Raw genomic sequence first — 26,582 nt, 5'->3', positions numbered from 1 at the left:
CGGGGCTCGGAAGGACGGACGAAGGTGGGCGCAGCCCTTACCCGGTACCGCGTGATCGCCTGGATCGTGGGCGTGGCGCTGATCCTGCTGGTCGTGATCGGCATGCCGCTGAAGTACGTGTTCGACAACCCGGTCGTGGTGGAGACGGTGGGGCAGGCGCACGGCTTCTTGTACATGGTCTACCTGCTGGCCGCGTTCGACCTGAGCCGTCGGGTCGGGTGGCCGCTGAAGCGGATGCTGCTGGTGATGCTGGCCGGTACCGTGCCGTTCGTCTCGTTCTACGCCGAGCGCCGGGTCACCGGGTGGCTGGCTCGCCCCACGGAGCGTACGCCGGAGCCGGTCGCCAGCTGAGCGGCCGATCGTCGGCACCCCCGGCGCGGCCCGTGTCGGGGACGGCGCGGGTCAGCGGTTGGGTCGCCACGGGTCCGCGGAGGCGAGCGGATCCGCCCAGCCGCCGTACCGGTTCACTTCCCGGGCTCGCAGCAGCGCCCGGGTGACCTGGCCGAACTGCCGCTCGTCGTCGGCGCTGAACAGAAGCACCTCCGCGCCCCGGTGCCACCCCCACAGCTCGTGCGGGGGCGGCCGCCAGCGATCGCCGACCAGAGCCAGCGCCGCCGGCAGCAGGAACACCGCCCCGAGGATGAGGTACGCCTCCGCGGTCAGCCGTTGCAGGCCGCCGGTGAAGCCGAGCAGCAGCCCGACGCCACCGAGCATGGCGGCGGTGATCGCGACCGCCCGGACGGCGATCCGGTCGTGCGGACCCCGGGTAGTGCGCAGGTGGGTCAAATCGGCGATCCGGTAACTGGTCCGGCCGACGGTGAACCGGTCGACGGTCACGATGATGCCGGGCCGCGCGTACAGCAGGGTGGACCTGGCACCGGGCACCGTTCGCTGCGGTCGCGTCGTCGCGCCTTCACGATTCACGGTTCCTCCCGTGGGGCGGTTCGCCGGGCTGGCCCGCAGGTCACAGGCATCGCTGCCTGTCGACGGGATTCCCGGCTCCGGTGTTCATTGTGTTGCGGCACCACCAGCCCTCCGGCCCAATTACCGGCTTCCGACAGCTCGCCCGACCGGCGGACATCGTCGAGAAACAGCATCCATTTCAGGTTTTATCGGTTATGGAGCGCAGGTATCCGGCGGCATACGCCCGGAACGACGAAGACCATAAAGCCGTCATTTAGTGACAAGAAGGACGTGTTGACCGGCTCGCGGAGCGTCAGCAGCCCCGATGAAGTCACTGGGCGCAGGGGCACCAGCCCGCCACAATGCCAACATTCGCCCCGACTTCAACTGCGGACGACAGCCGCCCCGGGTTAGGTTGAGCGAGCCGGTCCGGCCCAGCGCCGTCCACCCGGATGGCCCCGGTCGGTGTCGCCGAGGGCGTCAGCAGCCCCGTCGGCGGCCGTGGGAGAGGGGCCTTCAGCTCTTGTCATCCCTGAAAAACCTGCTGCGCACCATGGCGCTCGCCGGCATGTCGGCCGCGTTGATCGCCCCGTCGGCGGCGGCACACGCCGAGCCGTCCCCCGCCGACCTGACCCGCCGGATCGAGACGTCCTCGGCCGAGTTGGAGCGGGTCGTCGAGTCGTACAACAAGCTCACCGAGGAGATCAAGACCAACAAGACCTCGGCGGCCCGATTACAGGCCCGCATCGGCCCACTGGAACAGCAGGCCGAGCAGAGCCGGGCGGACGTCGCCGAGCTGGCCAACACCGCCTACAAGAGCGGCGAGCTGCGCACCGCGGACGCGCTGCTGCGTTCCGGCGGCTCGGCCGCGCTGCTGGATCGGCTCGGAGCGCTCGATCAGCTCACCCGTCAGCGCCAGGAACGCATCTCCGGCTTCACCGCCAGCCAGGAACGGCTGCTCGACGAGAAGCGCCGCCTGGACGCCACGCTGACCCGGCAGGCCGCGCAGGCCCGCCATCTGGCGACGGCCAAAAAGCAGATCGAGAGAGACCTGACCAAGCTGTACGAGCTGCGCCGGCAGGCGTACGGGGCGCCCACCGAGCGACCCGCGCCCAAGCCGGCGGCCGAGGCCGCGAACGTTCCCGCTGTCGCCGGTGCGGCCGGCACCGCGGTGCGCTACGCCTACGGCGCGTTGGGCAAGCCGTACGTCTGGGCGGCCGACGGGCCGAACGGCTACGACTGCTCCGGGCTGACCTCCGCCGCCTGGCGGGCGGCCGGGAAGTCGCTGCCGCACAACACCCGGATGCAGTGGGGGGCGGTCGCCCACATCGGTCGGAGTGACCTGCGCCCGGGAGACCTGGTGTTCTACCGAGGGCTCGGGCACGTCGCCCTCTACGTGGGCGGCAACCAGGTGATCGACGCACCGAGCGCCGGCCGCAACGTGCTCAAGCGGGGCATGAACATGATGCCCATCCAGGGCTACGGCCGGGTCCGCTAGCCACGCCCGGATACGGCGAACGGCCGGCGTCCGCGGACGCCGGCCGTTCGCCGTTATTACTACCAGGTCAGGCTGCCTGCAGCCCCTCCGCGCGGGCCAGCTCACGGAGCCGGCCGAGGGCCTGGATCTCCAGCTGCCGGATCCGCTCGCGGGACAGCGAGAACCGGGACGCGACCTCGGTGAGCGAGTGCTCACGGCCGTCCTCCAGCCCGTAGCGGGCCCGCATAATGCCGGCCGACCGGTCGTCCAGGTGGTTGAGCAGCCCCTCGATGCGCTGCCGCTCCAGCCCGGAGAGGACGATGTCCTCCGGCGACGGGGCGTCCGTGTCGGCGACCAGGTCGCCGAGCTTGGTGTCGCCGTCGTCGCCGATGGGGGTGTCCAGCGAGACGGTGTCCTGCGACCAGCGGCGCAGCTCGTTCACCCGCTCGACGGTGACGCCGAGCGACGCCGCGATCTGCTCCGGCTCCGGGTCGCTGCCCAGCTCACGGGTGAGCTGGCGCGCCACGTTGCGCATCCGGTTAACGTCCTCCACCAGGTGCACCGGCAGTCGGACGGTGCGCTCCTGCTGGGCGATGGCCCGGCTGATCGCCTGGCGGATCCACCAGGTGGCGTAGGTGGAGAACTTGTAGCCACGCTCGTAGTCGAACTTCTCAACCGCCCGGACCAGACCCGTGTTGCCCTCCTGGATCAGATCCAGCATGGGCATGCCCGAGCGCACGTAACGGCGGGCGATCGACACGACCAGTCGCAGGTTGGCGCGAATGAAGAGGTCCTTCGCGTGCTCACCCTCGACGACCAGTCGCTCCAGGTCGGCCCGGTCGACGCCATCGGGGACGCGGTCCTCACCGAGCAGGTGCTCGGCGTAGAGGCCGGCCTCGATCGCCTTGGAGAGATCGACCTCCCGGGCGGCGTCCAGCAGTGGCGTCCGGGAGATCTCGTGCAGGTAGACGCCGACGAGGTCGCGCTCCTCGGCGACCTGATCGGTTCGCATGCCGATGTTCTTGTCCACGTTGCCCACGGTCCCCTCGCTCGCGCCGGTTGCCCGGTTCCTTGCCATCCCCACGTCCGTCAGCCCCGGTAACTTCCGCTGTGCCCACCGGTGCTGACACCTACACAACAGATGAGACGTGTCGGGGATTCCATGTACTGAGTCGAAAGTGTCACGAATGCCTGAGTAGTTGCTGAGAGCACGGTCCATGTTTGCTGTCAGCACCCCGTCGGGTGGCTCGCCGCTGGGCACCACGTACGGGTCGGCGGATCGACGAATCGCCGAACGCCCGTACCAATGGCAACACCGCCCGCCGCGGGGGCACAGCGACCCGGGTCACCACTGCGCTGCGATCCTGGTCACTGCCAAATACGCACCGGTGGACCGGTCGGTTCATCCACGAGGGTGTTATTACCCCCCGCCAAGATGAACAATCCGGAGCCTCGTTCGCTTCCCGCCGGCGACCCGGGCGGGTGGAGTCAGGTGGCGAGCAGGGCGAGGGCGCCGCGAACCTGGTCGGCGGAGCGGGCCAGCGCGGCCCGCGCGGCGGCGACCTCGGCGCCGGAGACCAGCGAGACCAGGGCGGTCTTCAGATCGCCGTCGGCCTCGTTGAGGGCCCGCCGGGAGACCTCCTCCGAGCAGCCGGTGGCCTCGACCAGGATCGAGATCATCCGCCCGCGGAGCTTCGCGTTCGTCGCCACCATGTCGATCATGAGGTTCGAGTAGACCCGACCCAGTCGCACCATGACGGCGGTCGAGAACGTGTTGAGCACCAACTTCTGCGCGGTGCCCGCCTTCATCCGGGTCGACCCGGTGACGACCTCCGGTCCGGTGTCCACCCCGATGAACACGTCGACCGACCGGGCCGCCTCCGCCTCCGGATTGGCGCAGAGCAGCACCGTCGAGGCGCCCTTGGCGCGGGACGCGGCGAGCGCCCCGAGGACGTACGGGGTGCGTCCGCTGGCGGCGAGACCGACCACCAGGTCACCGGCGCGCACACATCCGGCCGCATCGACCGCGCCGCCCCGCTCGTCGTCCTCGGCGTCCTCCACGGCACGCCACATGGCGTCCGGACCGCCGGCGAGGTGGGAGCAGAACCAGTGCCGGGGCGAGTTGAAGGTGGGGGCCAGCTCGGCGGCGTCGAGCACGCCCAGCCGGCCGGAGGTGCCGGCCCCGAAATAGTGCACCCGGTGGCCGCCGCGCAGCGCCGCGACCGCCAGGTCGACCGTGGCGGCGATCTCGTCGAGCACCGCGGCGACGGCCGCCGGCACCCGCCGGTCGGCCTCGTTGATGACGGTGAGCACGTCCCGGGTCGACATCAGGTCGAGGTCGGCGCTGAGCGGGTTGCGCCGCTCGGTGGGGGCGCCCACCCGGACGATCGGGCGGGCGGGCGGTGCTGGCATGTCCTCGTCCGGCTCCACCGCACCGGCCGTCATCCTCGCCTCCGGTTCGCACCCACCCGGTGCGACAGGACGGCCTCGGCGGTCGCCTCGAGGGCCTTGCGCGCCCGGGACCGGTTGCGGGCGGCCACGCCGACGAACAGGCAGTCGACCACGGTGAGTTGGGCCAACCGGCTGGCCGTCGCGCCGGAGCGGTAGGTGGTCTCCCGGGCGGCGGTGGTCAGCACGAAGTCGGCCACGTCGGTGATCGGCGAGCGCGGGAAGTTGGTCAGCGCCACGGTGACGGCGCCCCGCGTCCGGGCCTGCTCCAGCACCTCGATCACGTCGGAGGTGGTGCCGGTGTGCGAGATGCCGACCGCCACGTCGCCCCGGCCGAGCAGCGCGGCCGAGGTCAGGGCGGTGTGCACGTCCGGGAAGTAGAAGGCGATCCGGCCGATGCGGTGCAGCTTCTGCTGAAAGTCGGAGGCGACGAACCCGCTGGCGCCGGCGCCGTAGATGTCGATCCGGCCGGCGTTGGCGATCGCCTCGACCACCTGCTCACAGATGGCGGGGTCGAGCTGCTCGGCAGTCTCCTCGACCGCGCGGGCGTCGTTGAACGCGATGGTGGCGATGATCTGGGCGAGGTCGGCGCCGGGCGGGATGTCACCGCCGACGACCCGGGCGTCCGGCGGTTCGACCCGGCGGGCGGCCTCGGCGGCGAGCCGGATGCGCAGCTGCGGGTAACCGTCCATGCCCACCGAGCGGCAGAACCGGATGACCGTCGCTTCAGACGTCTCGGCTGCGGTGGCGAGGTCGGTGATCGTCCGGCGGGCGGCGGCAGCCGGGTCGGAGACGACCAACCGGGCGACCCGCTGCTCAGCGGGCGACAGCGACGGCAGCAGCCCGCTGATGTGGACGATCAGCCCACCGGGCTCGTGACTCGCAGAAATCTTCGGACTCTTCGCCACGGATGAAACTTACTTTCACGAGGCGTGAGCGTCAACCATGACTCCACGTGTTGGGGAAAGTACCGCCGATCGGGCGAGCCCGTCAGGCCAAGCGTGCCACCGGCGGGACCGCGCCACCTCCCCCGCCGGGCCGGGTCAACCTGCCGGACGGCTCCGGGCTCGCGGAAAACCGGGTCCGGCCAGACCGTACGGCGTCCCCGACCAGCCACACCGGGCAGGGCTCCCCCGCCGACGCGTCGACCCGAGCCGACCGGACGGCGTGGACCCGGCGGAGCGGTTCGGGGCGGTGGAGAGGCCGGGGCGGCGCTAGCGTGTGCTGCATGGCGGAGCGCAGTGTGCTGATCACCGGAGGCACGGGCGGGCTCGGCGGGGCGGTCACCACCGCCTTTCGGACGGCCGGCTGGCGGGTGGTCGTACCGGAGCGGGGTGCTCGGCCCCGGTCGGAGCCAGCGGCCGACGGGCTGGTCCGGCTCGTCGCGGACCTGACCGATCCGGCCGGCGCGGCACGGGCCGTCGAGGCGGCCGTCGGCGAACCGGCCGCGCCGCTGCGAGCGGTGGTCAACCTGGTCGGCGGTTACGCCAGCGGCGGGCTGGTGCATGAGACGCCGGTCGAGGAGTTCGAGCGGATGCTCACCGCCAACCTGCGGCCGACCTACCTGGTCACCCGGGCCGCGCTGCCCCACCTGGTGGCGGCCGGTGGCGGCGCGGTGGTCTGCGTCTCGGCCCGCGCGGCGGTCGCCCCGTTCCCCGGCGCGGCCGGCTATGTGACGGCCAAGGCCGCGGTGCTCGCCTTCGCCAACGCGGTCGCGGTCGAGTACCGGTCCCGCAACGTGCGCTGCAACACCGTGCTGCCCAGCGTCATCGACACCCCGGCGAACCGTGCCGCTCAGCCCGACGCCGACCACTCCCGCTGGGTGACCCCGGCCGAGATCGCCCCGGTGATCCACTTCCTCGCTTCGGCGGAGTCCGCGCCGACCAGCGGCGCCACCGTCCCGGTCTACGGGCGGGCCTGAGCCACCAGCGGCCCGATGGCCCCGTGGCCGGTCCGCTCCCCCGCCGCCGGCACGTCGGACGGCGGCGGTTCGGCGGACGGACGGCCCGGGTCGGGTCGGACGGACGGCGGCAGCCAGGTCGCCAGGTGCGCCTGGATCTGCTCGGTCACCTCCTCGGCCGGGCGGCCCGCGTCCACCAGGACGAAGGTCGGATACTCGGGCAGGGCGCGGTAGGCGGTGTCGGCGGCGGTCAGCCAGCCCATCGTCTCGTGGTCGGTGCCCCGCTGCTCGATCCGCCGGTACGCCTCAGCCGGGTCGACGGCGAGCAGGAAGGTCACCTGCGGCGTCGGAAAGAACCGGTAGCCGGCCCGGGCCAGCCGCTCCCAGCGGTGCCCGCCGTGCGCGCGGATGCTGGCGTACTGGCAGGCCGAGTAGCGGTCCATCACCGCCGTCCGGCCGGTGAGCAGGCAACTGAGCAGGGCGGCGGCGATGGCGAGCCAGCGCAGCACGGATTCCACCGCCAGCACGCCGTCGCGCCCGACGAGTCGCTGGGCGTCGGGGCGGCCCAGCCGGTGGGCGAGCCGGCCGAGCCAGCGACGCCCGCTGGCGTTGCGGCGGTAGGTGGCCGGGCGGCCGGCGGCGGTCAACGCGGCGGCCAGCCGGTGCGCCTGTGTGGTCTTGCCCGAACCGTCGATGCCGATCAGGGCCACGGTGCGCAACCGGGTCCTGCCGCGTCGCGTCCCCGATGATCTGGCCACCCTCGACAGGTTATCCGACCTGAGCTCCAGCTGCGCAGTTTGTGGTACTTGATCCCTGTTCGAACCCGCCCGCGACCGGCCCAGGTGTGGACGACCGGAATGCCGGGTACGGGAGTTCGAATCCAACCGCCTGTCCACCAACACGACCGACGGGAGAACCAGATGGCTGAGCGCGGGGACGAGAGTCTGGTGCACACCCTGAAGAAGGTCGCCGCCGTGCTCAAGCAGTCCGAGATCCCGTTCGCGCTGGGCGGCAGCTTCGCCGTCTACGCCCACGGTGGTCACTCCAGCGATCACGACGTCGATTTCCTGATCCGGGAGGCCGACGTCGAGGGAGCGCTGGAGGCCCTGGTGGCCGCCGGCTTCGTCGCCGAGCGTCCACCGGAGGACTGGCTGGTGAAGGTCTTCGACGACGGGCGGATGGTCGATCTGATCCACCGGCCGATCGAGACGCCGGTGACCGAGGAGACGTTCGCCGACACGGTCGTCCGGCCGGTGGACGCGATTCACATGCCGGTCCTGTCCGCCACCCAGCTGATGGTGCACAAGCTCCTCAGCTTCTCCCAGCACTACTGCGACTTCGCCCGTGGCCTGCCGCTGGCCCGGTCGCTGCGGGAGCAGATCGACTGGGAACGGGTACGCAAGGAGACGCAGCACTCGCCGTACGCCGAGGCGTTCCTGGTGCTGTTGGACCGGCTCGAGGTGGTGCCGGAAACCGGCACCCCGGCAGGAGAGGGGACACCGTGACCCACCATCGCGACAGCGGCGGCGGACCACCCGACGAGTACGTCGAGGCCGAGATCCACCGGCTGCTCGCCGAGGATCCCGCCGTCGCCGAACAGGGAATCACCGTGGTCCGGAGGGAGCGCGCCCTCGTGCTCTACGGCGAGGTGGAGAGCCCGCACCGGCGTGCGGAGATCCTGCGTCGGGTGGCCGAGCGCTTCCCGGACGTGCCGATCACCAGCGACATCGGGGTGATCCGCACTCAGGCGCCCACGCAGATCGAGCAACTGCCCTGAGGGAGGCTTCATGGTGATCCGGATCGCCGCCGTGGGCGACGTGCATCTGGACGAGGACGTGGTCGGCCGGTTCCGCCCGGCGTTGGAGGAGCTGCCGGACTGCGCCGACGTGCTCCTGCTGACCGGGGACCTGACCCGGCACGGCACCGAGTCGGAGGCGCGCTGCGTGGCGCAGGAGTTCGGCGGGCTGGCCGTGCCGGTGGTGACCGTGCTGGGCAACCACGACCATCAGTGTGACCAGGTGCCGCAGGTGGTCAAGGTGCTCGAGGACGCGGGTATCACCGTGCTGGAGGGCAACGGCGTGGTGCTGGACTGCGCGGGCGGCCGGCTCGGCATCGCCGGTGTCAAGGGCTTCGGCGGCGGATTCGCCGGGCGGTGTGCGAGCGACTTCGGCGAGCCGGAGATGAAGGCGTTCGTCCGCACCACCGTTGACAGCGCGGACCGCCTCGGTACGGCGCTGCGCTCCCTCGACTGCGACATGCTGGTGGCGCTCACCCACTACTCACCGGTGCCGGACACGCTGGCCGGCGAGCCTCTGGAGATCTACCCGTTCCTCGGCTCGTACCAGCTCGGGCAGGCGATCGACTCGGCGCCCACCGCGCTGGCCCTGCACGGGCACGCGCACGCCGGCACCGAGCGCGGCACCACTCCCGGTGGGGTGCGGGTACGTAACGTCGCGCACCCGGTGATCAAGCAGGCCTACAGCGTCTTCCATGTCGGCGATCAACCCGACACCGACCAGGTTTCCCCGATCGGACGCTCGGGTAGTCAGTGGTCATGGAGCTGATTCTCTGGATTCTCGCAGTCGTACTCGTGGTCGCCGGCATCCTCGCGCTGTTCCGCCGGCAGATCCTGTGGGGCATCGTCCTCATCGTCGTCGGGCTGTTGGTCGGCCCGGGTGGTGTCAGCATCTTCAATTGACGTTCGCACCTCGTAACACCGGGACCCGCCGGGGTCGCCGTGGCCGGAGCTCCGTCCTCCCGACAGGAGCACCGGACGTGGCGATCCCGGCGCTTTGCTGTGTGACATCCGCGGGCCGGACCGCCCGAAGGGCTGCCCAGACCGTACGAAAGCGGACCCGGACCGTACGGCCCGGGCCCCGCAGCGGTTTGACCGCCGACAGGACGGAAACATCTCGACCATGGAGACATCCCAGGACGTGCCGCCGACCACCGGCCGACGGTCCCGCTGGGCGCTCGCCTGCTTCGCGGCGGCAGTCTTCGTCGCGGCCGCGATCGGCGGGCTGGGCGTGCGGGGCACCACCGACGAGTACGCCGGCCTGCGGCAACCCGACTGGGCGCCGCCCTCGTGGCTGTTCGGCCCGGTCTGGACGGTGCTGTACGCGCTGATCGCGGTGGCCGGCTGGCTGGTCTGGCGCCGAGTCGGCTTCGGGCCGGCGCTCTGGGCGTGGACCGCCCAGTTGGTGCTCAACGCGATCTGGACCCCGCTGTTCTTCGGCGCGGGGCAGTACGGGCTGGCGTTCGCCGAGATCGTGGCGATGTGGCTGGCGATCGGGCTCACCGTCGCGCTGTCCGCCCGGGTCTCCCGGGTCGCGGCGGCGCTGCTGCTGCCCTACTGGGCCTGGGTCACCTTCGCCGCCGCCCTGAACCTGTCGATCTGGCGGCTGAACTCCTGACCGACGGTTCCCCGGCGGCGCCGCCCGCCGGAGACCGTCGTCGTTCAACCCCTCAGCAGCGGGGCACGCCGGGGATGTAGCCGTCGTGACCGGTGTACACGTACGCGTCGGCGATGAAGCGGCCGGAGCCGATCCGGTCCCAGATCGAGCTGGTGCCGTAGGTGCCGGTGACCGTGGTGCCGCTGGTCTGGCAGGCGATGGTCACCCGGGTGCCGTCGGCGACGGTCCCGACGGAGGCGTACCCCGTGCCCGGGCCGGAGCGGACGGTCAGCGGGGTGCCGCTGGTGTCGACCGTGCCGTTGCCGCTGCCCGAGCCGCACCCGTTGTCGCTGGTGTAGCTCCTGGTGCCCCAGTACAGGCCGAGGGTGCCGTTGAACCGCACCTGGATGTCGCTGCCGTTGAGGCGCTGCTCGTAGTGCAGGTGCGGGCCGGTGGAGCCGCCGGTGCTGCCGACCCAGCCGAGCACCTTGCCGTAGCCGACCGTCTGGCCGACCGACACGTTGAAGCCGTTGAGGTGGGCGTAGTACGTGCTGTAACCGCCACCGTGGTTGATCCGGACGTACTTGCCGTAGCTGGTGCCGCCGAGGTCGGTCACGCGGTCGACGGTGCCGGGGGCGCTGGCCACCACCGGGTCGCCGAGGTCGTCGGTGCGGTTGAAGTCGACGGCGTTCGCCGGGCTGTGGTTCGACCGGGTCTGCCCGGACCAGGACTGGCCGCACGGGAACGGCACCTTGAAGGTCGGCGCGGCCAGCGCCGGGCTGGCCGGGGCCAGGACTCCCCCGACGAGCAGGCCCGTCACCAGCAGGCTGATCCACCGCTTACGCATACAGCTCCTCCTATGTCGAAAACCTTCGATGTGGTGGTCTCAGCCTGACAGATATCGTCATTCTTCGAAAGAGTCGAAGATCTGGTCCGGGAGCGCGCCCACGGGGCGGCCGGGAGGTTTCCGGATTGTTACTCGCTCGTGTCTGACAGGGGCTGGACCGGACCGGATGCAAGCGCTTACATGTGTGCACAGCCATCGGGACCGGCGCCGGGCCATTGAGCACGACCGCGCCGGCTAGAAAGGAGGACGGCATGGCGGTCTTTACCAGACCACGCCAGGCCTTCGCGATCGCCGGCGTACTGGGGCTGGCGCTCAGCGCCACCGCTTGCGGTACCGGCGACGACAAGAAGAGCGACAACGCGGGCTCCGCGGAGTGTGCCGCATACGAGAAGTACGAGGGCCACGACGGCAAGAAGGTCTCCATCTACGCGTCCATCCGTGACGCCGAGGCTGACCTGCTGGAGCGCTCCTGGTCGCAGTTCACCGACTGCACCGGCATCGAGATCGACTATGAGGGCAACGCCGAGTTCGAGGCGCAGCTCCCGGTCCGGGTCGACGGCGGCAACGCGCCCGACCTGGCCTTCGTGCCCCAGCCGGGTCTGGTCAAGCGGTTCGCCGACGCCGGCAAGCTGAAGTCCCTCGGGGCCGACACCAAGACGATGGCCGAGCAGAACCTGCCGGCCGACTGGCTGAAGTACGGCACCGTCAACGGCACCCTCTACGGCGTGCCGCTCGGCGCCAACGTGAAGTCCTTCGTCTGGTACTCGCCGAAGCTCTTCAAGGAGAAGGGCTGGACGGTCCCGACCAGCTGGGACGACATGATCAAGCTCAGCGACACGATCGCGGCGACCGGCATCAAGCCGTGGTGCGCCGGCATCGAGTCCGGTGACGCCACCGGCTGGCCGGCCACGGACTGGATCGAGGACGTGATCCTGCGTACGCAGGGCCCCGAGGTCTACGACCAGTGGACCACCCACGCCATCCCGTTCAACGACCCGCGGATCGTCGACGCGGTCAACCGGGCCGGCACGATCCTGAAGAACGAGAAGTACATGAACGGCGGCTTCGGCGGGGTGAAGAGCATCGGCACCACCGCCTTCGGTGAGGCCGGGCTGCCGGTCACCACCGGCAGGTGCGCCATGCACCGGCAGGCGTCGTTCTACGCCAACCAGTTCCCCGAGGGCACCAAGGTGGCCGAGGACGGTGACGCCTTCGCGTTCTACTTCCCGGCCATCGACACGGCCAAGGGCAAGCCGGTGCTCGGCGCGGGCGAGTTCGTCGTCGGCTACGCCGACCGCCCCGAGGTGCAGGCGGTGCAGACCTACCTCGCCTCCGGCGAGTACGTCAACAGCCGCGCGAAGCTGGGCAACTGGGTCACGGCGAACAACAAGCTGGACATCGCCAACGTCGCCAGCCCGATCGACAAGCTCTCCGTCCAGATCCTGCAGGACAAGACCGGCGTCTTCCGCTTCGACGGATCCGACCTGATGCCGGCCGCGGTCGGCGCGGGGACGTTCTGGAAGGGCATGGTCGAGTGGATCAACGGCAAGGACACCGCGTCGGTGCTCCAGGGCATCGAGAGCAGCTGGAAGTGATCTGAACGGTGGGCCGGTCCGCACCCGCGGGCCGGCCCACCGGCGGATCCAGACCTGGGAGGGTCGATGGAGTTCGACTTCGCGGAGGAGCAGCCGAAGTTCCTCATGCTGATGTACGGGCTGATCGCTTTCGTCGCGGTGGTGGGCGGTCTGCTCCTGCTCCTCGACGTGGTGCCGGCCTGGTTCGCTCGGCGGCGGGAGGCGCAGTTGGTCGCCGCGTCCGTCAGCGGCACCCCGCTCCCCCGCCGGCGCAAGCGGGGGGAGGGACTCTTCGCGCTCTTCTTCCTGCTGCCGACGCTGCTGCTGCTCACGGTCGGGTTGGTCGTTCCGGCCATCCGCACCACACTGCTGTCGTTCATGGACGCGGGCAGCAACAACTGGGTTGGGCTGCGCAACTACGGCTGGATGTTCTCCGACAGCTCGATCGTCCGGGTCCTGATCAACACCCTGGTCTGGGTGGTCCTGGTCCCGCTGGTCGCGACCGCGTTCGGCCTGATCTACGCCGTCCTGGTGGACAAGGCCCGCTTCGAGGCGGTGGCCAAGTCACTGATCTTCCTGCCGATGGCGATCTCCTTCGTCGGCGCCAGCATCATCTGGAAGTTCGTCTACGCCTACCGCGGCGACGGCGACCAGATCGGTCTGCTCAACCAGATCGTGGTCAGCCTCGGCGGCGAGCCCAAGCAGTGGCTGCTCGAATCACCGCTGAACACGCTGCTGCTGATCGTCATCATGGTCTGGATCCAGGCCGGTTTCGCCATGGTGGTGCTCTCCGCCGCGATCAAGTCCATCCCCGGTGACATCGTGGAGGCCGCCCGGCTCGACGGCGTCAGCCCGTGGCAGATGTTCTGGCGAATCACCATGCCGAGCATCCGGCCTGCGCTGATCGTGGTGGTGGTGACGCTCACGATCGCCACGCTCAAGGTCTTCGACATCGTCCGGACCGCGACCAACGGCAACTACGACACCAGCGTGATCGCCAGCGAGATGTACAACCAGGCGTTCCGGTACGGCCAGAACGGGCAGGGCTCAGCGCTCGCGGTCTTCCTCTTCATCCTGGTCATCCCGGTCGTGATCTACCAGATCCGCAACCTCCGTCAGCAGCGGGAGGGCTGAGATGACGACTGCAACGCCCACCGTCGCCGCCGGCACCCAGAAGACCGACGGCACCACGCCCACCACCGCTGGGCGGGTCCGCAAGCGGCTGAACAGCCGTACCGCGACCCTTGTCTCGATCGTCATCGCGGTGGTCTGGACCATCCCGACCTTCGGCCTGTTCATCTCCTCCCTCCGGCCCGAGGACGAGATCAAGACCACCGGCTGGTGGACGGCCTTCACCAACCCGCAGTTCACGCTGGAGAACTATCAGCAGGTCTTGTTCGGGCGGTCGTCGTCATCGGGGCAGCTCGCCAGCTACTTCGTCAACTCGTTGGCGATCACCATCCCCTCGGTGCTCTTCCCGCTCGCCTTCGCGGCCCTGGCCGCGTACGCGCTGGCGTGGATCAACTTCCGTGGCCGGGACTGGCTCTACATCGCGATCTTCGCGTTGCAGATCGTGCCGCTGCAGATGGCCCTGGTGCCGCTGCTGAAGTTCTTCTCCACCGGCGTCACCCTCGGCGGCGTGACCCTGATGCCGGCCTGGGATCTCGTCGACGAACAGAAGTTCGCGCAGGTGTGGTTCGCGCACACCTGCTTCGCACTTCCGTTCGCCGTCTTCCTGTTGCACAACTTCATCTCGCAACTGCCGGGAGACCTGATGGAGGCGGCCCGGGTCGATGGGGCCAGCCACCCGAAGATCTTCCGCACCATCGTGCTGCCGCTGATCATGCCGGCGCTGGCCGCGTTCGGCATCTTCCAGTTCCTCTGGGTCTGGAACGACCTGCTGGTCGCGCTGATCTTCGCTGGCGGCGGCAACGAGACCGCTCCGCTCACCGTCCGGCTGGCCGAGATGGCCGGCACCCGAGGCAACGAGTGGCAGCGGCTGACGGCAGGGGCGTTCGTCTCGATCGTCGTACCGCTCGTCGTGTTCCTGTCCCTCCAGCGCTTCTTCGTGCGAGGTCTGCTCGCCGGCAGCGTCAAGGGCTGACCCGCTTGCTCGCCGCCGCCTGGCCCCTCGGGCGGCGGCGGGCGCCGGGTACCGAGCGGGGGAACCGTGACGAAGATTGATGATGTGGCCCGGCTGGCCGGGGTGTCCACGGCCACCGTCTCGCGGGCGCTGCGCGGGCTGCCGACGGTCTCCGCCGCCACCCGACGCCGGGTCCTCGCAGCCGCCGAGCAGCTCGACTACGAGGTCTCGCCGAGCGCGTCCCGGCTCGCCGGTGGCCGCACCGGCACGGTCGCGGTGGTTGTCCCCCGGATCACCCGATGGTTCTTCAGCACGGTCGTCGAGGCGGTCGAGGAGTTCCTCCACGAGTCCGGTTACGACCTGCTGCTCTACAACCTGGGTGGTCGGGAGCAGGTCCGCCAGCGGGTGCTGCGTACCGCCAACCTGCACAAGCGGGTGGACGCCATCATGCTGGTCGCCACGCCGCTGCGCCCGGCCGACCTGACCGCGCTGGCCGCCCTCGACCTGCCCGGGGTGACCATCAGCTCGGGGACCAGGGTGCCCAACTGGCCGTGCGTACGGATCGACGATGTCGCTGCCGCCCGTACCGCCACCCGGCACCTGCTCGACCTCGGCCACCGCCGGATCGCGCACATCTCCGGCGACCCCGACGACGAGCTGGCCTTCACCACCCACCTGGACCGACGCCGGGGGTACCAGGAGGAACTGCGGGCGGCCGGTCTGCACCTCGACCCGAGCCTGGACGTCGAGTCGACGTTCACCATCGACGGCGGCAACCGGGCGGCAGCCGAGCTGCTGTCCCGGGGCGAACCGCCGACCGCGATCCTCGCCGCCTGTGACGAGATGGCGATGGGCGCGATGACCGCGCTGCGCGACGCCGGGCTGCGCGTACCGCAGGACGTCAGCGTGATCGGCATCGACGACCACGACCTGGCCGGCGTGCTCGGGCTCAGCACCATCGCCCAGCCCGCCGCCGAGCAGGGCCGGCTGGCCGCCCGGATGCTGCTCGACCCGCTCGGGGCCCGGAACCTGGGCCCGATCGTCGGTCAACGGACCGCCGGTTGCGACACCCCGGTGATCCTGCCCACTCGGCTGGTGGTCCGGGAATCGACCGCACCGCCCCGGGCACACTGAAACTCAACCATCCGCCGCCGGCCGGCGGCTGGCGGCGACGCGGCCGGCAGCAGCACCGGCAGTCCACCCACCGCTCGACACGGGAGACGACCCTGAACACCGATCCGACGCAGCAGACCCCCTCCGGTCCCCCGGTCACCGGCTGGTGGACCGAAGCCGCCATCTACCAGATCTACCCCCGCTCGTTCGCCGACTCGGACGGGGACGGCGTCGGCGACCTGCCGGGCATCACCGCCCGCCTCGACCACCTGGTCGAACTGGGCGTGGACGCGGTGTGGCTCTCCCCGTTCTACCCGTCCCCCCAGGCCGACGCCGGCTACGACGTGGCCGACTACCGGGACGTCGACCCGCTGTTCGGCACCCTCGCCGACGCGGACAAGCTGATCGCGGAGGCCCGCTCCCGCGGCCTGCGGGTGATCGTCGACCTGGTTCCGAACCACACCTCCTCGGCGCACCGCTGGTTCCAGGCCGCGCTGCCCGCCGCGCCCGGCAGCCCGGAGCGGTCCCGGTACATCTTCCGGGACGGTCTGGGCCCGGCCGGCGACCAGCCGCCGAACGACTGGCAGAGCGTCTTCGGCGGCCCGGCCTGGACCCGGACGGTCGACCCGGACGGGCAGCCCGGCCAGTGGTACCTGCACCTGTTCGACACGGGACAGCCGGACCTCAACTGGGACCACCCGGAGGTGCACGCGGAGTTCCTGGACGTGCTGCGGTTCTGGTTGGAACGCGGGGTGGACGGCTTCCGGGTCGACGTGGCGCACGGTCTGGTGAAGCAGACCGACCTGGCCGACTGGCAGGAGCCGCAGGAGATCCTGTCCGGCAACGAGGTGGACAAGCCGCGCCCGCCGATGTGGGACCAGGAGGGCGTGCACGACATCTACCGCCAGTGGCGGCAGCTCCTGGACAGCTACCCCGGCGAGCGGGTGCTGGTCGCCGAGGCGTGGGTGGAGCCGGCCGAGCGGCTGGCCCGCTACGTCCGCCCGGACGAGATGCATCAGGCGTTCAACTTCGAGTACCTGCTCGCCGCCTGGACCGCGCCGGCCCAGTACGCGGTGATCACCCGCTCGTTGGAGGCGACCGACTCGGTCGGCGCGCCGACGACCTGGGTGCTGTCCAACCACGACGTGGTGCGGCACGCCTCCCGGCTGGGCCTGCCGATCGGCGCCGTCCGACCCAACGGCATCGGCATCGGCGACCCGCAGCCGGACGCCGCGCTCGGCCTGCGCCGGGCCCGGGCGGCCACGCTGCTGATGCTCGCCCTGCCCGGCTCGGCCTACCTCTACCAGGGTGAGGAGCTGGGCCTGCCCGAGCACACCACGCTGCCCGACGAGGCCCGTCAGGACCCGACCTGGGCGCGCAGCGGGCACACCCAGCGCGGCCGGGACGGCTGCCGGGTGCCGATCCCGTGGGAGGCGGACGCGCCGTCGTACGGCTTCGGCCCGTCCGACGCCAGCTGGCTGCCGCAGCCCCCGCTGTTCGCGGAGTACGCGCTGGACCGGCAGCGCGACGTGCCCGGCTCGACGTACGAGCTGTACCGCACGGCGTTGCGGCTGCGCCGCGCCCACGGGCTCGGCCGCGGCACCCTGGAATGGCTATCCTCCGGCGACGAGGTGCTGACCTTCCGCAACGGTGAGCTGACCGTGCTGACCAACTTCGGCACCGCTCCGGTGCCGGTTCCGGCCGGCGCCGAACTGCTCGCCGCCAGCGCACCGCTGGACGACGACGGGGCGGTCCCGACCGACGTGACGGTCTGGGTGCGCGCCTGACCCAGGTGTTAAGAAGGGCCCCCTGTACAACGCGTGGCGTTAACAGGGGGCCCTTCCTTACAGACGGTCGGCGCGGATGTGTAGCAGCTCGTGCACGTTCTCGATGTCGGCCGGTGAGGTCCGCGAGGCGAGCCAGTACATGACGCCGGTGGGAATGAAGAAGAGCTGGAACGCGGCCAGCCCGACGGCGAAGTTCAGCGGCGGCGGGAAGGCCACCTTCAGGCCCTGGAACGCCACCCCGACCAACCCGTTGCCGGCGGCCCGGCCGACCCCGTTGACCAGGTTGCCCAGGCTGTACACCGTCCCCCGGTGCTCCGGCGGGTTCACGTCGGCGATCAGCGCGAACCAGTTCGGCGAGTTGGCCGAGGTCAGTGCGAGCGCCACCACCGCGGTGAGCAGGCTCAGCCCGACCGACGGTTCGGTGAACACACTGGACAGGATCGCGCCGATCACCGCGCCGGTGCTGCCGCCGTCCGGCACGTCGATGCTCACCGGCACGAAGAACAGCACCAGGTAGAACGGCAGCGCGGCGAGGATGCCGACCGCGGCGACCAGCGCCCGGCCCCCCGGGTTACGCCGCTGCACCGCGTCGCCGATCAGCCCGCCGACGATGGAGAGCACCCCGCCGAGCTGGAAGAGCGTGGCGAAGACGCTGCCCACCACCACCGCGGTCGACTCCGAGTAGCCCTGCGCCTCGGCCCGCTCGGCGAAGAGCACCGGGAGCCAGACCAGCGAGCCGAACGCGGCCTGCGCGGTCAGGCCCTGCAGGATCAGCCACCGGTTGGTCCGCCGGGCCAGGATCCGCGGCAGGTCCGCCCGACTGATCCGGTAGTCGTACTCGGCGCCCTCGTGCAGGGCGTGGGCCAGCTCCGGCTCGCTCTGGCCGCGCCGGATGTCGTACGTGAACAGGTAGGCCACGGTGGCGGCCAGGCCCACACCGGTCAGCAGCAGGAACGGACGCCGCCAGTCGGTCGCCCCGAGCAGCCCGCCGACCAGCGTGCCGGCCAGCGTGCCGACCCCCTGGGAGAGGCCCCAGAAGCTCATCACCAGCCCCCGCCGGGTCGGCGAGATCAGGTCGGTGACCACCGAGAAGCCCACCGAGCCGACCGCACCGAGACCGACCGCCGCGACGAGCTGCGCGGCCAGGAACGTCAGGTAGCCGCCGGCGAGCGCGCTCCCGCCGGTGCCCGCCGCCCAGAGCAGCGTGCCCACCATGAGCAGCGGCTTGCGGTTGGTCCGGTCGCCGACGTACGCCCAGCCGACCGCGGCCACCGCGCTGACCAGGAAGCTGACCGCGGTGACCAGGCCGAGCAGCCGCCCCGACACGTCGAACGCGTCGGCGATCGGCCCGTACAACGGCGGGACCAGCCCGATCGCCACGTTGTCCAGCGAGGCGAGCAGCACGAACACCACGACGCTGTACAACCGGTGCGCCGGGCCGCCGCCACGGGCCCGCCGGGGCCCGCCACTGGTCAGGGTCATGACCGGCAGCCAACCAGACCGGGCCGGCGAGGTCGTCACGCGGGTGGGTGCCGCCGGTCAGCGGCGGTCGAGGACCAGCCCCCGGGCGGCGGCGTACTGGTCACGGACGGCGGGGACGGGCTCGGCGGCGTACTCCTCGGTGCCCTGGAGTGTCCACCGAGGTGGCGCGTCACCGCCGAGGGCGACCCAGGCGGCCTGCCGGGCGGCGCCGTCGGCGACGTACTCCCCGGCCGGCGGGACGACCACCGGGCAGCCGAAGACCTGCGGCGCGATCCGGCGCACCGCGGCCGACCGGGCCCCGCCGCCGACCAGGATGACGCGGCGGACGGTGGCGCCCTGGGCGGTCAACGCGTCCAGGCCGTCGGCGAGCGCGCAGAGCATGCCCTCCACGGCCGCCCGCGCCAGGTGCGCGGGGGTCGAGGTGCGCAGCGTCAGCCCGTGCACCGCGCCGGTGGCCAACGGGCGGTTCGGCGTCCGCTCCCCCTCCAGGTACGGCACCATCACCAGCCCGTCCGCCCCGGCCGGCGCGGAGAGCGCCAGCTCGGCCAGCTCGTCCAGGTTGACGCCGAGCATCGCGGCGGCGGCGTCCAGCACCCGGGCGGCGTTGAGTGTGCAGACCAGCGGCAGGAACCGGCCGGCCGCGTCGGCGAAGCCGGCCACCGCGCCGCTGTCGTCGGCCGCCGCCACGTCGGCGACGCTGAACACCGTGCCGGAGGTGCCGATCGAGACGACCACGTCACCCGGACCGGCACCGACACCGAGCGCGGCGGCGGCGTTGTCCCCGGTGCCGGCGCCGAGCAACGCGCCGCCCGGCCCACCCAGCTCCCCGGCCGACAGGGTGCCGGCCGACCCGGCCGGACCGAGCACCTCGGGCACCGCCAGCCGCCGGCCGAAGGCCCGCTCCAGCAGGTCCAGCCGGTAGCCGCCGGTAGCCGGCGACCAGTAGCCGGTGCCGCTGGCGTCGCCCCGGTCCGTCTGCAGCGCGGCCAGGCCGGGCGCACCGGCCAGCCGCCAGGTCAGCCAGTCGTGCGGCAGGCAGACAGCGGCCACCCGGGCCGCCAGCTCCGGCTCGTGCCGGGCCAGCCAGCGCAGCTTGGTGATGGTGAAGCTGGCCACCGGCACGCTGCCGGTGGCCTCGGCCCAGAAGCGGCGCCCCGCGGCGCCGCCGCCGGCCTCCTCGACCAGGTCGGCGGCGGCGTCGGCGGAGCGGGTGTCGTTCCACAGCAGCGCCGGGCGGACCACCCCGCCGTCCTCGTCGAGGCAGACCATGCCGTGCTGCTGGCCGGCGACGGAGACCGCCGCCACGTCGGCGAGCCCGCCGGCCTCCTCGGCGGCGCTGCGCAGCGCCTGCCACCAGGCTTCCGGGTCGACCTCGGTGCCGTCCGGGTGCGGCGCCCGGCCCTGCCGGAGCAGGGCGCCGGTCTCCGCGTCCCGGATGACCACCTTGCAGGACTGTGTGGACGAGTCAACGCCCGCGACCAGCGGCATGGCGGGGCCTCAGCGGGCGCCGAGCAGGTGCTCGACGGCGAGCTGGTTGAGCCGGACGAAGGCGAAGCCCCGGGCGGCCGCCGCGTCGACGTCGAACTCCTCGAACGCGGACCGGTCGGCGAGGAATTCGTCGTACCCCTCGCCGGGGTTCAGGGTCGGGGTGCTCAGCTCGCCGACCTTGCTGGCTGTCAGTGCCTCGATCACCTCGGGGTCGGCGCGGAACGCCGCGGTCCGCTCCTTGAGCAGCAGGTACGTGCTCATGTTGGCCGCCGCCGATGCCCACACCCCGTCCATGTCCTCGGTGCGGGAGGGCTTGTAATCGAAGTGCCGGGGGCCGTCGTAGGTCGGCCCGCCGTTCGGGCCGCCGTTCTCCAGAAGGTCCACCAGGGCGAACGCGTTCATCAGGTCACCGTGGCCGAAGACCAGGTCCTGGTCGTACTTGACGCCGCGCTGGCCGTTGAGGTCCAGGTGGAACAGCTTGCCCTGCCAGAGCGCCTGGGCGATGCCGTGGGCGTAGTTGAGCCCGGCCATCTGCTCGTGCCCGACCTCCGGGTTGAGACCGACCAGCTCCGGGTGGGCCAGCTGGGAGATGAAGGCGAGCGCGTGCCCGACGGTCGGCAGCAGGATGTCGCCACGCGGCTCGTTGGGCTTGGGCTCCAGCGCGAAGCGCAGGTTGTAGCCCCGGTCGATGACGTACTGGGTGAGCAGGTCGACCGCCTCGCGGTAGCGGTCCAGCGCGGCGCGGACGTCCTTGGCGACGTCGTACTCCGAGCCCTCCCGGCCGCCCCACATCACGAACGTGCTCGCACCCAGCTCGGCGGCCAGGTCGACGTTGCGCAGCACCTTGCGCAGCGCGTACCGACGGACGTCGCGGTCGTTGCTGGTGAAGCCGCCGTCCTTGAAGACCGGGTGGTTGAAGAGGTTGGTGGTGACCATCGGCACCACCAGGCCGGTCTCGTCGAGGGCCTTACGGAACCGGGCGATGTGCTGGTCGCGGGTGGCGGCGTCGACCCCGAACGGGACCAGGTCGTCGTCGTGGAAGGTGACCCCGTAGGCGCCCAGCTCGGCGAGCCGGTTGACCGTCTCGACCGGGTCCAGCTCCGGGCGGGTCGCGTCACCGAACGGGTCACGGGCCTGCCAGCCCACGGTCCAGAGCCCGAAGGAGAATTTGTCGGCGGGGGTGGGACGGGGTGCCATGAGGGCCTCCGGGGTGTGTCGTCCACTATTTGTTCAGCGATTGAATTATTTGCGCGGCCTGTGGCACTGTCAAGGGGTGAGCCTCACCAACGCTCCGGCCGGCGCGGTCCGTCAGGGCAGCCTCCGCGAGCTCAACCTCGCCCTGGTGCTCGGCCGGATCGCCGCCGCCGACCGTCCCCCGTCCCGGGCCGACCTCGCCACGGCGACCGGCCTGACCCGGGCCACCGTCTCCGCGGTGGTCGAGGACCTGCTCGCCGGCCGGCTGGTCGGCGAGGCCGATCCGGCGCCCCGGGCCGGCGCCGGCCGACCGGCCCGGGGTCTGGTGCTGGCCGACCAGGGGCCGGCCGGGCTCGGCCTGGAGGTCAACGTCGACTACCTGGCGGTCTGCGTGGTGGACCTCTCCGGCCAGGTCCGGCACCGCACCGTGCACCGGGCCGACCTGCGCCCGGTCGCCCCCGCCGAGGCACTCGCCCGACTCGTCGAGATGGCCGCGCGGGCCCGCGCCGACGCCGCCCGGCAGGGCCTCACCCTGGCCGGTGCGGCGCTCGCCGTGCCGGGCCTGGTGGACGGCGTCGGGCTGGTCCGGCTCGCGCCGAACCTCGGTTGGCACGACGTGCCGGTGCCTGCGCTGCTCGCCGGGCACCCGCCGTTGACCGAGCGGGTGCCCGGCGTACCGGCGCTGGTGGTGGACAACGAGGCCAACCTCGCCGCGCTCGGCGAGCTGCACTCCCGGCCGCCCGGCCCGGCCAGCTTCCTGCACATCTCCGGCGAGGTCGGCATCGGCGCCGGAATCGTGCTGGGCGGTGCGCTGTTTCGCGGCGTACGCGGTTGGAGCGGTGAGATCGGGCACCTCCCGGTCCACCCGGAGGGCCGCCCGTGCCGCTGCGGTGGGCAGGGCTGCCTGGAGCAGTACGCCGGCCAGGAGGCGATCGTGGCCGCCGCCGGGCTGACCCGGGCGGAACTTCCCGCGGACACCGCGACGGCGCGGTTGGCCGAGCTGGCCGAGGCCGGCGACGCTGACGCGCTGCGGGCACTGCACGACGCCGGGACGGCGTTGGGTGTCGCGGTGGCCGGCGTGGTCAACCTGCTGGACCTGGACACCGTCGTGCTCGGCGGCGGGTACGCCCCGCTGGCGCCCTGGCTGTGCCCCCCGGTGCTCGCCGAGATCGCCAGCCGCGTGCTCACCGCCGCCTGGTCGCCGGTGACGGTCCGGCCGGCGACGCTCGGCGCGGAGGCCGCTGTGGTGGGCGCGGCCGGCTCGGTGGTGCGCCAGATCGTCGCCCGACCCGCCGGCTGGCTGGCCCGCTCCGGCTGACCGGCGCCCGGTCCCCGCCGGGGCGGCATCGCCGGTCCGGTCAGCGGTGCGGGAGCCTGGGGCCACCCGGCGCCGCCGCGGTCAGGCGGTCCGAGCCACCGGAGGTTCCCCGGTCGGCGACTCCCGATGTGCGCCCACCGGCCCGCCGTGGCCATCCGACAGGTTCGTCCACACCGCCCGGCGCGGCCGGTCCGGGTCCTCCGGCCAGTCGCCCGCCCGCCCGGTGGGCCGCTCCAGGTCGTCCGGCGCCGACGTCTGCGCCTGCTGCCGGCGGGCGGTCTCGTCGAATTCCCGCATCCCGTGCAGCAGCGCGGTGCGACCCGCGGGGCTCATCCCGGCCAGCACGACGGCGAGTTGCGCCTGTCGGTCGGCGCGCAGCTCGGCGAGGAGCCGGCGGGCCTCCGGGGTGAGGTGCAGGGCAATCTCCCGCCGGTCGAAACGGCCTGGCTCACGCTCCAGCATTCCGGCGGCGACCAGCCGGTCGCAGAGCCGACTGGCGGAGCTGAGCAGCATGCCGAGTCGGGAGGCGAGCCCGCGCAGGTTGATCCCGTCGTACAGCTCGACGACCATCACAGCCCGTAGCTGCGCTCCGGACACCCGGCTGGCGGTTCCCTCCCGAGCCGACTCCCACAGGGTCAGCAGGGCAGCCGCCGCCGCGTCTAGAGCGGCAGCCATACTCGTCTCAGGGTCCGGCGGACCGTTCACTTCGGCCATGGTGGCCCGAGACTACTCCGAACCCACTGGTGGTCGAGCTTTGATCAAGGGAGCGGTGATGAGCGAACCGGTCAATCGGGCACGACGTACCCTGAACGAGACACCCGCCGACCGCCTCGTCGGCGGCGTCGGCGACGTTCTTGCCGCCTCGTACGGGATCACCGAGACGGAGCTGTACCAGGTCGACTACCGACTCTCGGAGCTGTTGCCCCTCACCGAGGGTGACCCTGTCACGGGTCCCGGGCACCCCGCCTGGCGTGCCTTCGACCACCAGTCGCCGGTGCTCGCCGCCGGCACCGTCTGGCTCCCGGTCAGCATGCGCGGCGAGCGTCGGGGGGTCCTGCGACTGGCGCCGGTCCCGGACGACCCGGCCCTCCTCGGCGAGCTGGCCGACATCGCCACCGCGCTCGCCCACGAGCTGGCCGCCGTCGCCGCCGGCACCGACGTCTATCGCGCCGCGCGGCGCAGCCAGCGGCTCACCCTGGCGGCGGAGATGCAGTGGGACCTGCTGCCGGGTCGCAGCCGGATCCGGCCGTCGTTCAGTCTGGCCGGGCAGCTGGAGCCGGCGTACACGGTGCGCGGCGACAGCTTCGACTGGTCCGACGACGGGCAGCAGCTCTGGCTGTCCACCGTCAACGGCACCGGCGAGGGCGTCGCGGCCTCCCTGCTCACCTCGCTGGCCACCCACGCGCTGCGCAACGCCCGCCGGGCCGGGCTCGGCCTGGCCGACCAGGCCGCCCTCGCCGACCAGGCGCTGTACGACGAGTACCGGGGTGAACGGCACCTCTCCGCCCTGCTGATGGAGCTGGACCTGCGCTCCGGGGTGCTGACGGTGGTCGACGCCGGCTCGCCCCGTCTGGTCCTGTTGCGCGAGGGGAAGGTCACCGAGCAGCCGCTGGAGGCGCAGTTCCCACTCGGCATGTTCGAGGCGACCGACTACCACGAGCAGCGGTTCCCGCTGGAGCGCGGCGACCGGATCTTCGTGGTCAGCGACGGGGTGGTGGAGGCCGCCGGGCAGCACACGCGCTACGGCGAGACAGCGCTGGACCGGTTCCTGCGGCGGACCGGCCCGATGGAGCCGCTGGACGCCGTCCGGTCGCTGATCGGTGACCTGCGCGCGTTCGTCTCCGGTGACCTGGTCGACGACGCGGTGGTGGTCTGCCTGGACTGGACCGGCCCGCAGCCGTGACCGGCCCGGCTGAAACACGCCCTAATACGCACCGCGGCTGTTCACCACCGCGCCGAAGGTCTTCCAGAGGATGGTGAGGTCGGCGGCGAGGGACCAGTTCTCCACGTAGTAGAGGTCGAGCCGGATGCCGTCCTCCCAGCTCAGGTCGGACCGGCCGCTGACCTGCCACAGACCGGTCATGCCGGGCTTGACCAGCAGCCGCCGGGCCACGTCGCCGTCGTAGCGGGCCACCTCGGAGGGCAGCGGCGGGCGCGGCCCGACCAGGCTCATCTGGCCCAGCAGCACGTTGACCAGCTGCGGCAGCTCGTCGAGCGACCACTTGCGCAGCAGCCGGCCGACCCGGGTGACCCGAGGATCGTCACGCATCTTGAACATCAGACCGTCGGTCTCGTTGCGGGCGATCAGCTCGGCGAGCAGCGCGTCGGCGTTCACCACCATGGTCCGGAACTTGAACACCCCGAACTCCTGCCCGCCCCGACCGACCCGGACCTGCCGGAACAGCACCGGGCCCCGGCTGTTCAGCTTGATGGCCAAGGCGATGATCGCGATCAGCGGCAGCAGCAGCGCGAGCGCCAGCGAGGAGGCGGACCGGTCGACGAAGCCCTTGACCAGCTTTCGGGCGCCGCGGAACTCGGGCGCCTCGACGTGGATCAGCGGCAGCCCGGCGACCGGGCGGGTGTGGATCCGCGGGCCGGCCACGTCCGTCAGCGCGGGCGCGACGACCAGGTCGACGCCCGTCCCCTCCAGCTGCCAGCCGAGCCGGCGCAACCGGGCGGCGGTCAGCTCGCCGGAGGCCGTGACCGCGACGGTGTCCGCGCCGATCGCGGTGGCGGCCTCCGGGATGCCGCGGAACGATCCCACCACCGGCACGTCACCCAACCGCTGCGCCACCGGCGCCAGCAGCGCGTCCGGGATGCACGCGCCGACCACGTGGTAGCCGGCGTACGGCTCCCGGCGCAACGTGTGCACAAGCTCCAGCACGTGCGCGGTGTCGCCGACCACCAGCACCTTCCGGGACCAGCCGGCGCCACTTGAGCGGGCCCGGTGCAGACGCTTACGGGCGGCGAAGCGGGCGACTTCCAGCCCGACGGTGCCCACCGCGAAGGTGATGCCGAGGAAGCCCCGGGAGACGCCGACGTCGGCGATGTACCCGGCAATGGCGATCGCACCGGCGAGCCGCAGGCTGGCCGAGCTGACCCGCCGGTACTCGTCCGCCCCGTAACCGATCACCCGGTCGTCGTAGCAGCCGAGCGCCTTGAGCGAGACCAGCCAGGCCAGCACCAGCCCCGGCGCGACCAGCACGTACGGGATGTCCGAGCCGCTCGGCTCATCGTCACCGAACCGGGCGACGTACCCGACGAGCAGCGCGATGATGAGGATGGTGGTGTCCAGCACCACCAGGACCCGGACGTACGACCGTTCGTCGGCGCGCGTCACCAGCCCGGCCAGACGGCTGCCAGGCTGTCCCGACCTGTTGGCGGGGGTCAACAGTGTCGCCGCGGTCACCGGCCCTCCCACTCTGATCAGGACGGCCCCGGCCGACGGGTCGGATCGGGGGGCCGAACGACAACGCCGGAACCTGTCGACATCCTGCCCTGACAACTATGGCCGCCGGTTACTTCCGACGTATTGCCGTCACTTTTCTTCAACAGTCGAGGGCTACCGAGAAGGAG

At 71.8% G+C, this 26,582-nt stretch carries 26 protein-coding genes; 15 read left to right on the top strand and 11 right to left on the bottom strand.

Features of this window, described 5'->3' with window-relative positions:
- Positions 1–24: 24 nt before the first annotated feature.
- Positions 25–351, top strand: a complete 327-nt coding sequence (locus ACFYPS_RS20570; protein ID WP_354963919.1) for a DUF3817 domain-containing protein — start codon at positions 25–27, stop codon at positions 349–351.
- Between the two features lie 51 nt (positions 352–402).
- Here the strand turns inward: ACFYPS_RS20570 and ACFYPS_RS20565 are convergent, their stop codons facing one another.
- Positions 403–924, bottom strand: coding sequence for a DUF6232 family protein (locus ACFYPS_RS20565; protein WP_354963918.1), 522 nt, complete (start codon positions 922–924; stop codon positions 403–405).
- A gap of 502 nt (positions 925–1,426) precedes the next feature.
- On the opposite strand from ACFYPS_RS20565, the gene ACFYPS_RS20560 reads away from it, so the two are divergent.
- Positions 1,427–2,401, top strand: a complete 975-nt coding sequence (locus ACFYPS_RS20560) for an NlpC/P60 family protein (protein WP_354963917.1) — start codon at positions 1,427–1,429, stop codon at positions 2,399–2,401.
- A 67-nt stretch (positions 2,402–2,468) separates the two neighbouring features.
- On the opposite strand, the gene ACFYPS_RS20555 is transcribed toward ACFYPS_RS20560, so the two are convergent.
- The 3 genes from ACFYPS_RS20555 to ACFYPS_RS20545 form a co-directional block, all read right to left on the bottom strand.
- Positions 2,469–3,458 (bottom strand): sigma-70 family RNA polymerase sigma factor, encoded by a 990-nt coding sequence (locus ACFYPS_RS20555; protein WP_354963916.1) that lies wholly within the window; start codon positions 3,456–3,458, stop codon positions 2,469–2,471.
- Between the two features lie 410 nt (positions 3,459–3,868).
- Positions 3,869–4,825, bottom strand: coding sequence for an N-acetylmuramic acid 6-phosphate etherase (murQ, locus tag ACFYPS_RS20550; RefSeq protein WP_354963915.1), 957 nt, complete (start codon positions 4,823–4,825; stop codon positions 3,869–3,871).
- Complete coding sequence (locus ACFYPS_RS20545; RefSeq protein ID WP_354963914.1) at positions 4,822–5,736, bottom strand: MurR/RpiR family transcriptional regulator; 915 nt, start codon at positions 5,734–5,736, stop codon at positions 4,822–4,824. The genes murQ and ACFYPS_RS20545 overlap by 4 nt, the downstream gene beginning before the upstream one ends.
- 320 nt (positions 5,737–6,056) lie before the next feature.
- On the opposite strand from ACFYPS_RS20545, the gene ACFYPS_RS20540 reads away from it, so the two are divergent.
- Entirely contained in the window at positions 6,057–6,749 is a 693-nt protein-coding gene (locus tag ACFYPS_RS20540) for an SDR family NAD(P)-dependent oxidoreductase (RefSeq protein WP_354963913.1), read from the top strand.
- Here the strand turns inward: ACFYPS_RS20540 and ACFYPS_RS20535 are convergent.
- Entirely contained in the window at positions 6,734–7,486 is a 753-nt protein-coding gene (locus ACFYPS_RS20535) for a dTMP kinase (RefSeq protein ID WP_354963912.1), read from the bottom strand. The two genes, ACFYPS_RS20540 and ACFYPS_RS20535, sit on opposite strands and share 16 nt — an antisense overlap.
- Positions 7,487–7,585: 99 nt before the next feature.
- On the opposite strand from ACFYPS_RS20535, the gene ACFYPS_RS20530 reads away from it, so the two are divergent.
- The 5 genes from ACFYPS_RS20530 to ACFYPS_RS20510 all read left to right on the top strand — a co-directional run bounded on the left by ACFYPS_RS20530 (position 7,586) and on the right by ACFYPS_RS20510 (position 10,141).
- Positions 7,586–8,233 carry a nucleotidyltransferase family protein gene (locus ACFYPS_RS20530; RefSeq protein ID WP_354963911.1) on the top strand — a complete coding sequence of 216 codons (648 nt, stop codon included), beginning with the start codon at positions 7,586–7,588 and terminating at the stop codon, positions 8,231–8,233.
- A complete protein-coding gene (locus tag ACFYPS_RS20525) occupies positions 8,230–8,505 on the top strand; it encodes a hypothetical protein (RefSeq protein WP_354963910.1) in 276 nt (91 codons plus the stop codon). Before ACFYPS_RS20530 ends, ACFYPS_RS20525 begins: the two co-directional genes overlap by 4 nt.
- Positions 8,506–8,515: 10 nt before the next feature.
- Entirely contained in the window at positions 8,516–9,292 is a 777-nt protein-coding gene (locus tag ACFYPS_RS20520) for a metallophosphoesterase (RefSeq protein ID WP_354963909.1), read from the top strand.
- On the top strand, positions 9,283–9,426 hold the full coding sequence (locus ACFYPS_RS20515) for a GPGG-motif small membrane protein (protein WP_007464364.1): 144 nt from the start codon (positions 9,283–9,285) through the stop codon (positions 9,424–9,426). Before ACFYPS_RS20520 ends, ACFYPS_RS20515 begins: the two co-directional genes overlap by 10 nt.
- Positions 9,427–9,646: 220 nt before the next feature.
- A complete protein-coding gene (locus ACFYPS_RS20510; RefSeq protein WP_354963908.1) occupies positions 9,647–10,141 on the top strand; it encodes a TspO/MBR family protein in 495 nt (164 codons plus the stop codon).
- 52 nt (positions 10,142–10,193) lie between these two features.
- Here ACFYPS_RS20510 and ACFYPS_RS20505 read toward each other — a convergent pair whose 3' ends face one another.
- The gene (locus ACFYPS_RS20505; protein ID WP_354963907.1) at positions 10,194–10,967 is read right to left on the bottom strand and encodes a peptidoglycan DD-metalloendopeptidase family protein; all 774 of its coding nucleotides are present in this window, start codon (positions 10,965–10,967) and stop codon (positions 10,194–10,196) included.
- 251 nt (positions 10,968–11,218) lie between these two features.
- Between ACFYPS_RS20505 and ACFYPS_RS20500 the strand changes: the two genes are divergently transcribed.
- From ACFYPS_RS20500 to ACFYPS_RS20480, 5 genes are all read left to right on the top strand, one after another.
- Positions 11,219–12,562 carry an ABC transporter substrate-binding protein gene (locus ACFYPS_RS20500; protein ID WP_354963906.1) on the top strand — a complete coding sequence of 448 codons (1,344 nt, stop codon included), beginning with the start codon at positions 11,219–11,221 and terminating at the stop codon, positions 12,560–12,562.
- 66 nt (positions 12,563–12,628) lie between these two features.
- Positions 12,629–13,675: a sugar ABC transporter permease gene (locus tag ACFYPS_RS20495; protein ID WP_354963905.1), complete on the top strand. Its 1,047-nt coding sequence runs from the start codon at positions 12,629–12,631 to the stop codon at positions 13,673–13,675.
- A 1-nt stretch (position 13,676) separates the two neighbouring features.
- Positions 13,677–14,645, top strand: a complete 969-nt coding sequence (locus ACFYPS_RS20490; RefSeq protein ID WP_354963904.1) for a carbohydrate ABC transporter permease — start codon at positions 13,677–13,679, stop codon at positions 14,643–14,645.
- A 66-nt stretch (positions 14,646–14,711) separates the two neighbouring features.
- Positions 14,712–15,758 (top strand): LacI family DNA-binding transcriptional regulator, encoded by a 1,047-nt coding sequence (locus tag ACFYPS_RS20485; protein WP_354963903.1) that lies wholly within the window; start codon positions 14,712–14,714, stop codon positions 15,756–15,758.
- Positions 15,759–15,850: 92 nt separating this feature from the next.
- On the top strand, positions 15,851–17,524 hold the full coding sequence (locus ACFYPS_RS20480) for a glycoside hydrolase family 13 protein (protein WP_354964018.1): 1,674 nt from the start codon (positions 15,851–15,853) through the stop codon (positions 17,522–17,524).
- 57 nt (positions 17,525–17,581) lie between these two features.
- Here the strand turns inward: ACFYPS_RS20480 and ACFYPS_RS20475 are convergent, their stop codons facing one another.
- Genes ACFYPS_RS20475 through xylA form a run of 3 tightly spaced genes read right to left on the bottom strand, consistent with a single transcriptional unit; the run spans position 17,582 to position 21,691 of the window.
- Complete coding sequence (locus tag ACFYPS_RS20475; RefSeq protein ID WP_387326116.1) at positions 17,582–19,006, bottom strand: MFS transporter; 1,425 nt, start codon at positions 19,004–19,006, stop codon at positions 17,582–17,584.
- 57 nt (positions 19,007–19,063) lie between these two features.
- Positions 19,064–20,494 (bottom strand): xylulokinase, encoded by a 1,431-nt coding sequence (gene xylB / locus ACFYPS_RS20470; RefSeq protein ID WP_354963901.1) that lies wholly within the window; start codon positions 20,492–20,494, stop codon positions 19,064–19,066.
- A gap of 9 nt (positions 20,495–20,503) precedes the next feature.
- Positions 20,504–21,691 (bottom strand): xylose isomerase, encoded by a 1,188-nt coding sequence (gene xylA / locus ACFYPS_RS20465; RefSeq protein WP_354963900.1) that lies wholly within the window; start codon positions 21,689–21,691, stop codon positions 20,504–20,506.
- A 76-nt stretch (positions 21,692–21,767) separates the two neighbouring features.
- Between xylA and ACFYPS_RS20460 the strand changes: the two genes are divergently transcribed.
- On the top strand, positions 21,768–23,006 hold the full coding sequence (locus tag ACFYPS_RS20460) for an ROK family transcriptional regulator (protein ID WP_354963899.1): 1,239 nt from the start codon (positions 21,768–21,770) through the stop codon (positions 23,004–23,006).
- 81 nt (positions 23,007–23,087) lie between these two features.
- Here the strand turns inward: ACFYPS_RS20460 and ACFYPS_RS20455 are convergent, their stop codons facing one another.
- Positions 23,088–23,681, bottom strand: coding sequence for a MarR family transcriptional regulator (locus ACFYPS_RS20455; protein ID WP_354963898.1), 594 nt, complete (start codon positions 23,679–23,681; stop codon positions 23,088–23,090).
- A 97-nt stretch (positions 23,682–23,778) separates the two neighbouring features.
- Here ACFYPS_RS20455 and ACFYPS_RS20450 point away from each other — a divergent pair, with 97 nt between their 5' ends.
- Positions 23,779–24,909, top strand: a complete 1,131-nt coding sequence (locus ACFYPS_RS20450; RefSeq protein ID WP_354963897.1) for a PP2C family protein-serine/threonine phosphatase — start codon at positions 23,779–23,781, stop codon at positions 24,907–24,909.
- Between the two features lie 21 nt (positions 24,910–24,930).
- Here the strand turns inward: ACFYPS_RS20450 and ACFYPS_RS20445 are convergent, their stop codons facing one another.
- Positions 24,931–26,415: a sugar transferase gene (locus tag ACFYPS_RS20445; protein ID WP_387326110.1), complete on the bottom strand. Its 1,485-nt coding sequence runs from the start codon at positions 26,413–26,415 to the stop codon at positions 24,931–24,933.
- Between the last annotated feature and the right edge of the window lie 167 nt (positions 26,416–26,582).

The organism is Micromonospora sp. NPDC005087, assembly GCF_042872965.1.
Taxonomy (GTDB): domain Bacteria; phylum Actinomycetota; class Actinomycetes; order Mycobacteriales; family Micromonosporaceae; genus Micromonospora.
Note: the sequence above shows the minus strand (reverse complement) of the source record. Positions and strands in the feature narration are given on the sequence as shown.

Excerpts from the sequence above, each read along its gene's own strand:
- ACFYPS_RS20555 (WP_354963916.1), bottom strand. The coding sequence starts at position 3,458 with ATGGCAAGGAACCGGGCAACCGGCGCGAGCGAGGGGACCGTGGGCAAC.
- murQ (WP_354963915.1), bottom strand. The coding sequence starts at position 4,825 with ATGACGGCCGGTGCGGTGGAGCCGGACGAGGACATGCCAGCACCGCCC.
- ACFYPS_RS20540 (WP_354963913.1), top strand. The coding sequence starts at position 6,057 with ATGGCGGAGCGCAGTGTGCTGATCACCGGAGGCACGGGCGGGCTCGGC.
- ACFYPS_RS20530 (WP_354963911.1), top strand. The coding sequence starts at position 7,586 with ATGCCGGGTACGGGAGTTCGAATCCAACCGCCTGTCCACCAACACGAC.
- ACFYPS_RS20520 (WP_354963909.1), top strand. The coding sequence starts at position 8,516 with ATGGTGATCCGGATCGCCGCCGTGGGCGACGTGCATCTGGACGAGGAC.
- ACFYPS_RS20515 (WP_007464364.1), top strand. The coding sequence starts at position 9,283 with ATGGAGCTGATTCTCTGGATTCTCGCAGTCGTACTCGTGGTCGCCGGC.
- ACFYPS_RS20510 (WP_354963908.1), top strand. The coding sequence starts at position 9,647 with ATGGAGACATCCCAGGACGTGCCGCCGACCACCGGCCGACGGTCCCGC.
- ACFYPS_RS20505 (WP_354963907.1), bottom strand. The coding sequence starts at position 10,967 with ATGCGTAAGCGGTGGATCAGCCTGCTGGTGACGGGCCTGCTCGTCGGG.
- ACFYPS_RS20500 (WP_354963906.1), top strand. The coding sequence starts at position 11,219 with ATGGCGGTCTTTACCAGACCACGCCAGGCCTTCGCGATCGCCGGCGTA.
- ACFYPS_RS20495 (WP_354963905.1), top strand. The coding sequence starts at position 12,629 with ATGGAGTTCGACTTCGCGGAGGAGCAGCCGAAGTTCCTCATGCTGATG.
- ACFYPS_RS20490 (WP_354963904.1), top strand. The coding sequence starts at position 13,677 with ATGACGACTGCAACGCCCACCGTCGCCGCCGGCACCCAGAAGACCGAC.
- ACFYPS_RS20475 (WP_387326116.1), bottom strand. The coding sequence starts at position 19,006 with ATGACCCTGACCAGTGGCGGGCCCCGGCGGGCCCGTGGCGGCGGCCCG.
- xylB (WP_354963901.1), bottom strand. The coding sequence starts at position 20,494 with ATGCCGCTGGTCGCGGGCGTTGACTCGTCCACACAGTCCTGCAAGGTG.
- xylA (WP_354963900.1), bottom strand. The coding sequence starts at position 21,691 with ATGGCACCCCGTCCCACCCCCGCCGACAAATTCTCCTTCGGGCTCTGG.
- ACFYPS_RS20455 (WP_354963898.1), bottom strand. The coding sequence starts at position 23,681 with ATGGCTGCCGCTCTAGACGCGGCGGCGGCTGCCCTGCTGACCCTGTGG.
- ACFYPS_RS20450 (WP_354963897.1), top strand. The coding sequence starts at position 23,779 with ATGAGCGAACCGGTCAATCGGGCACGACGTACCCTGAACGAGACACCC.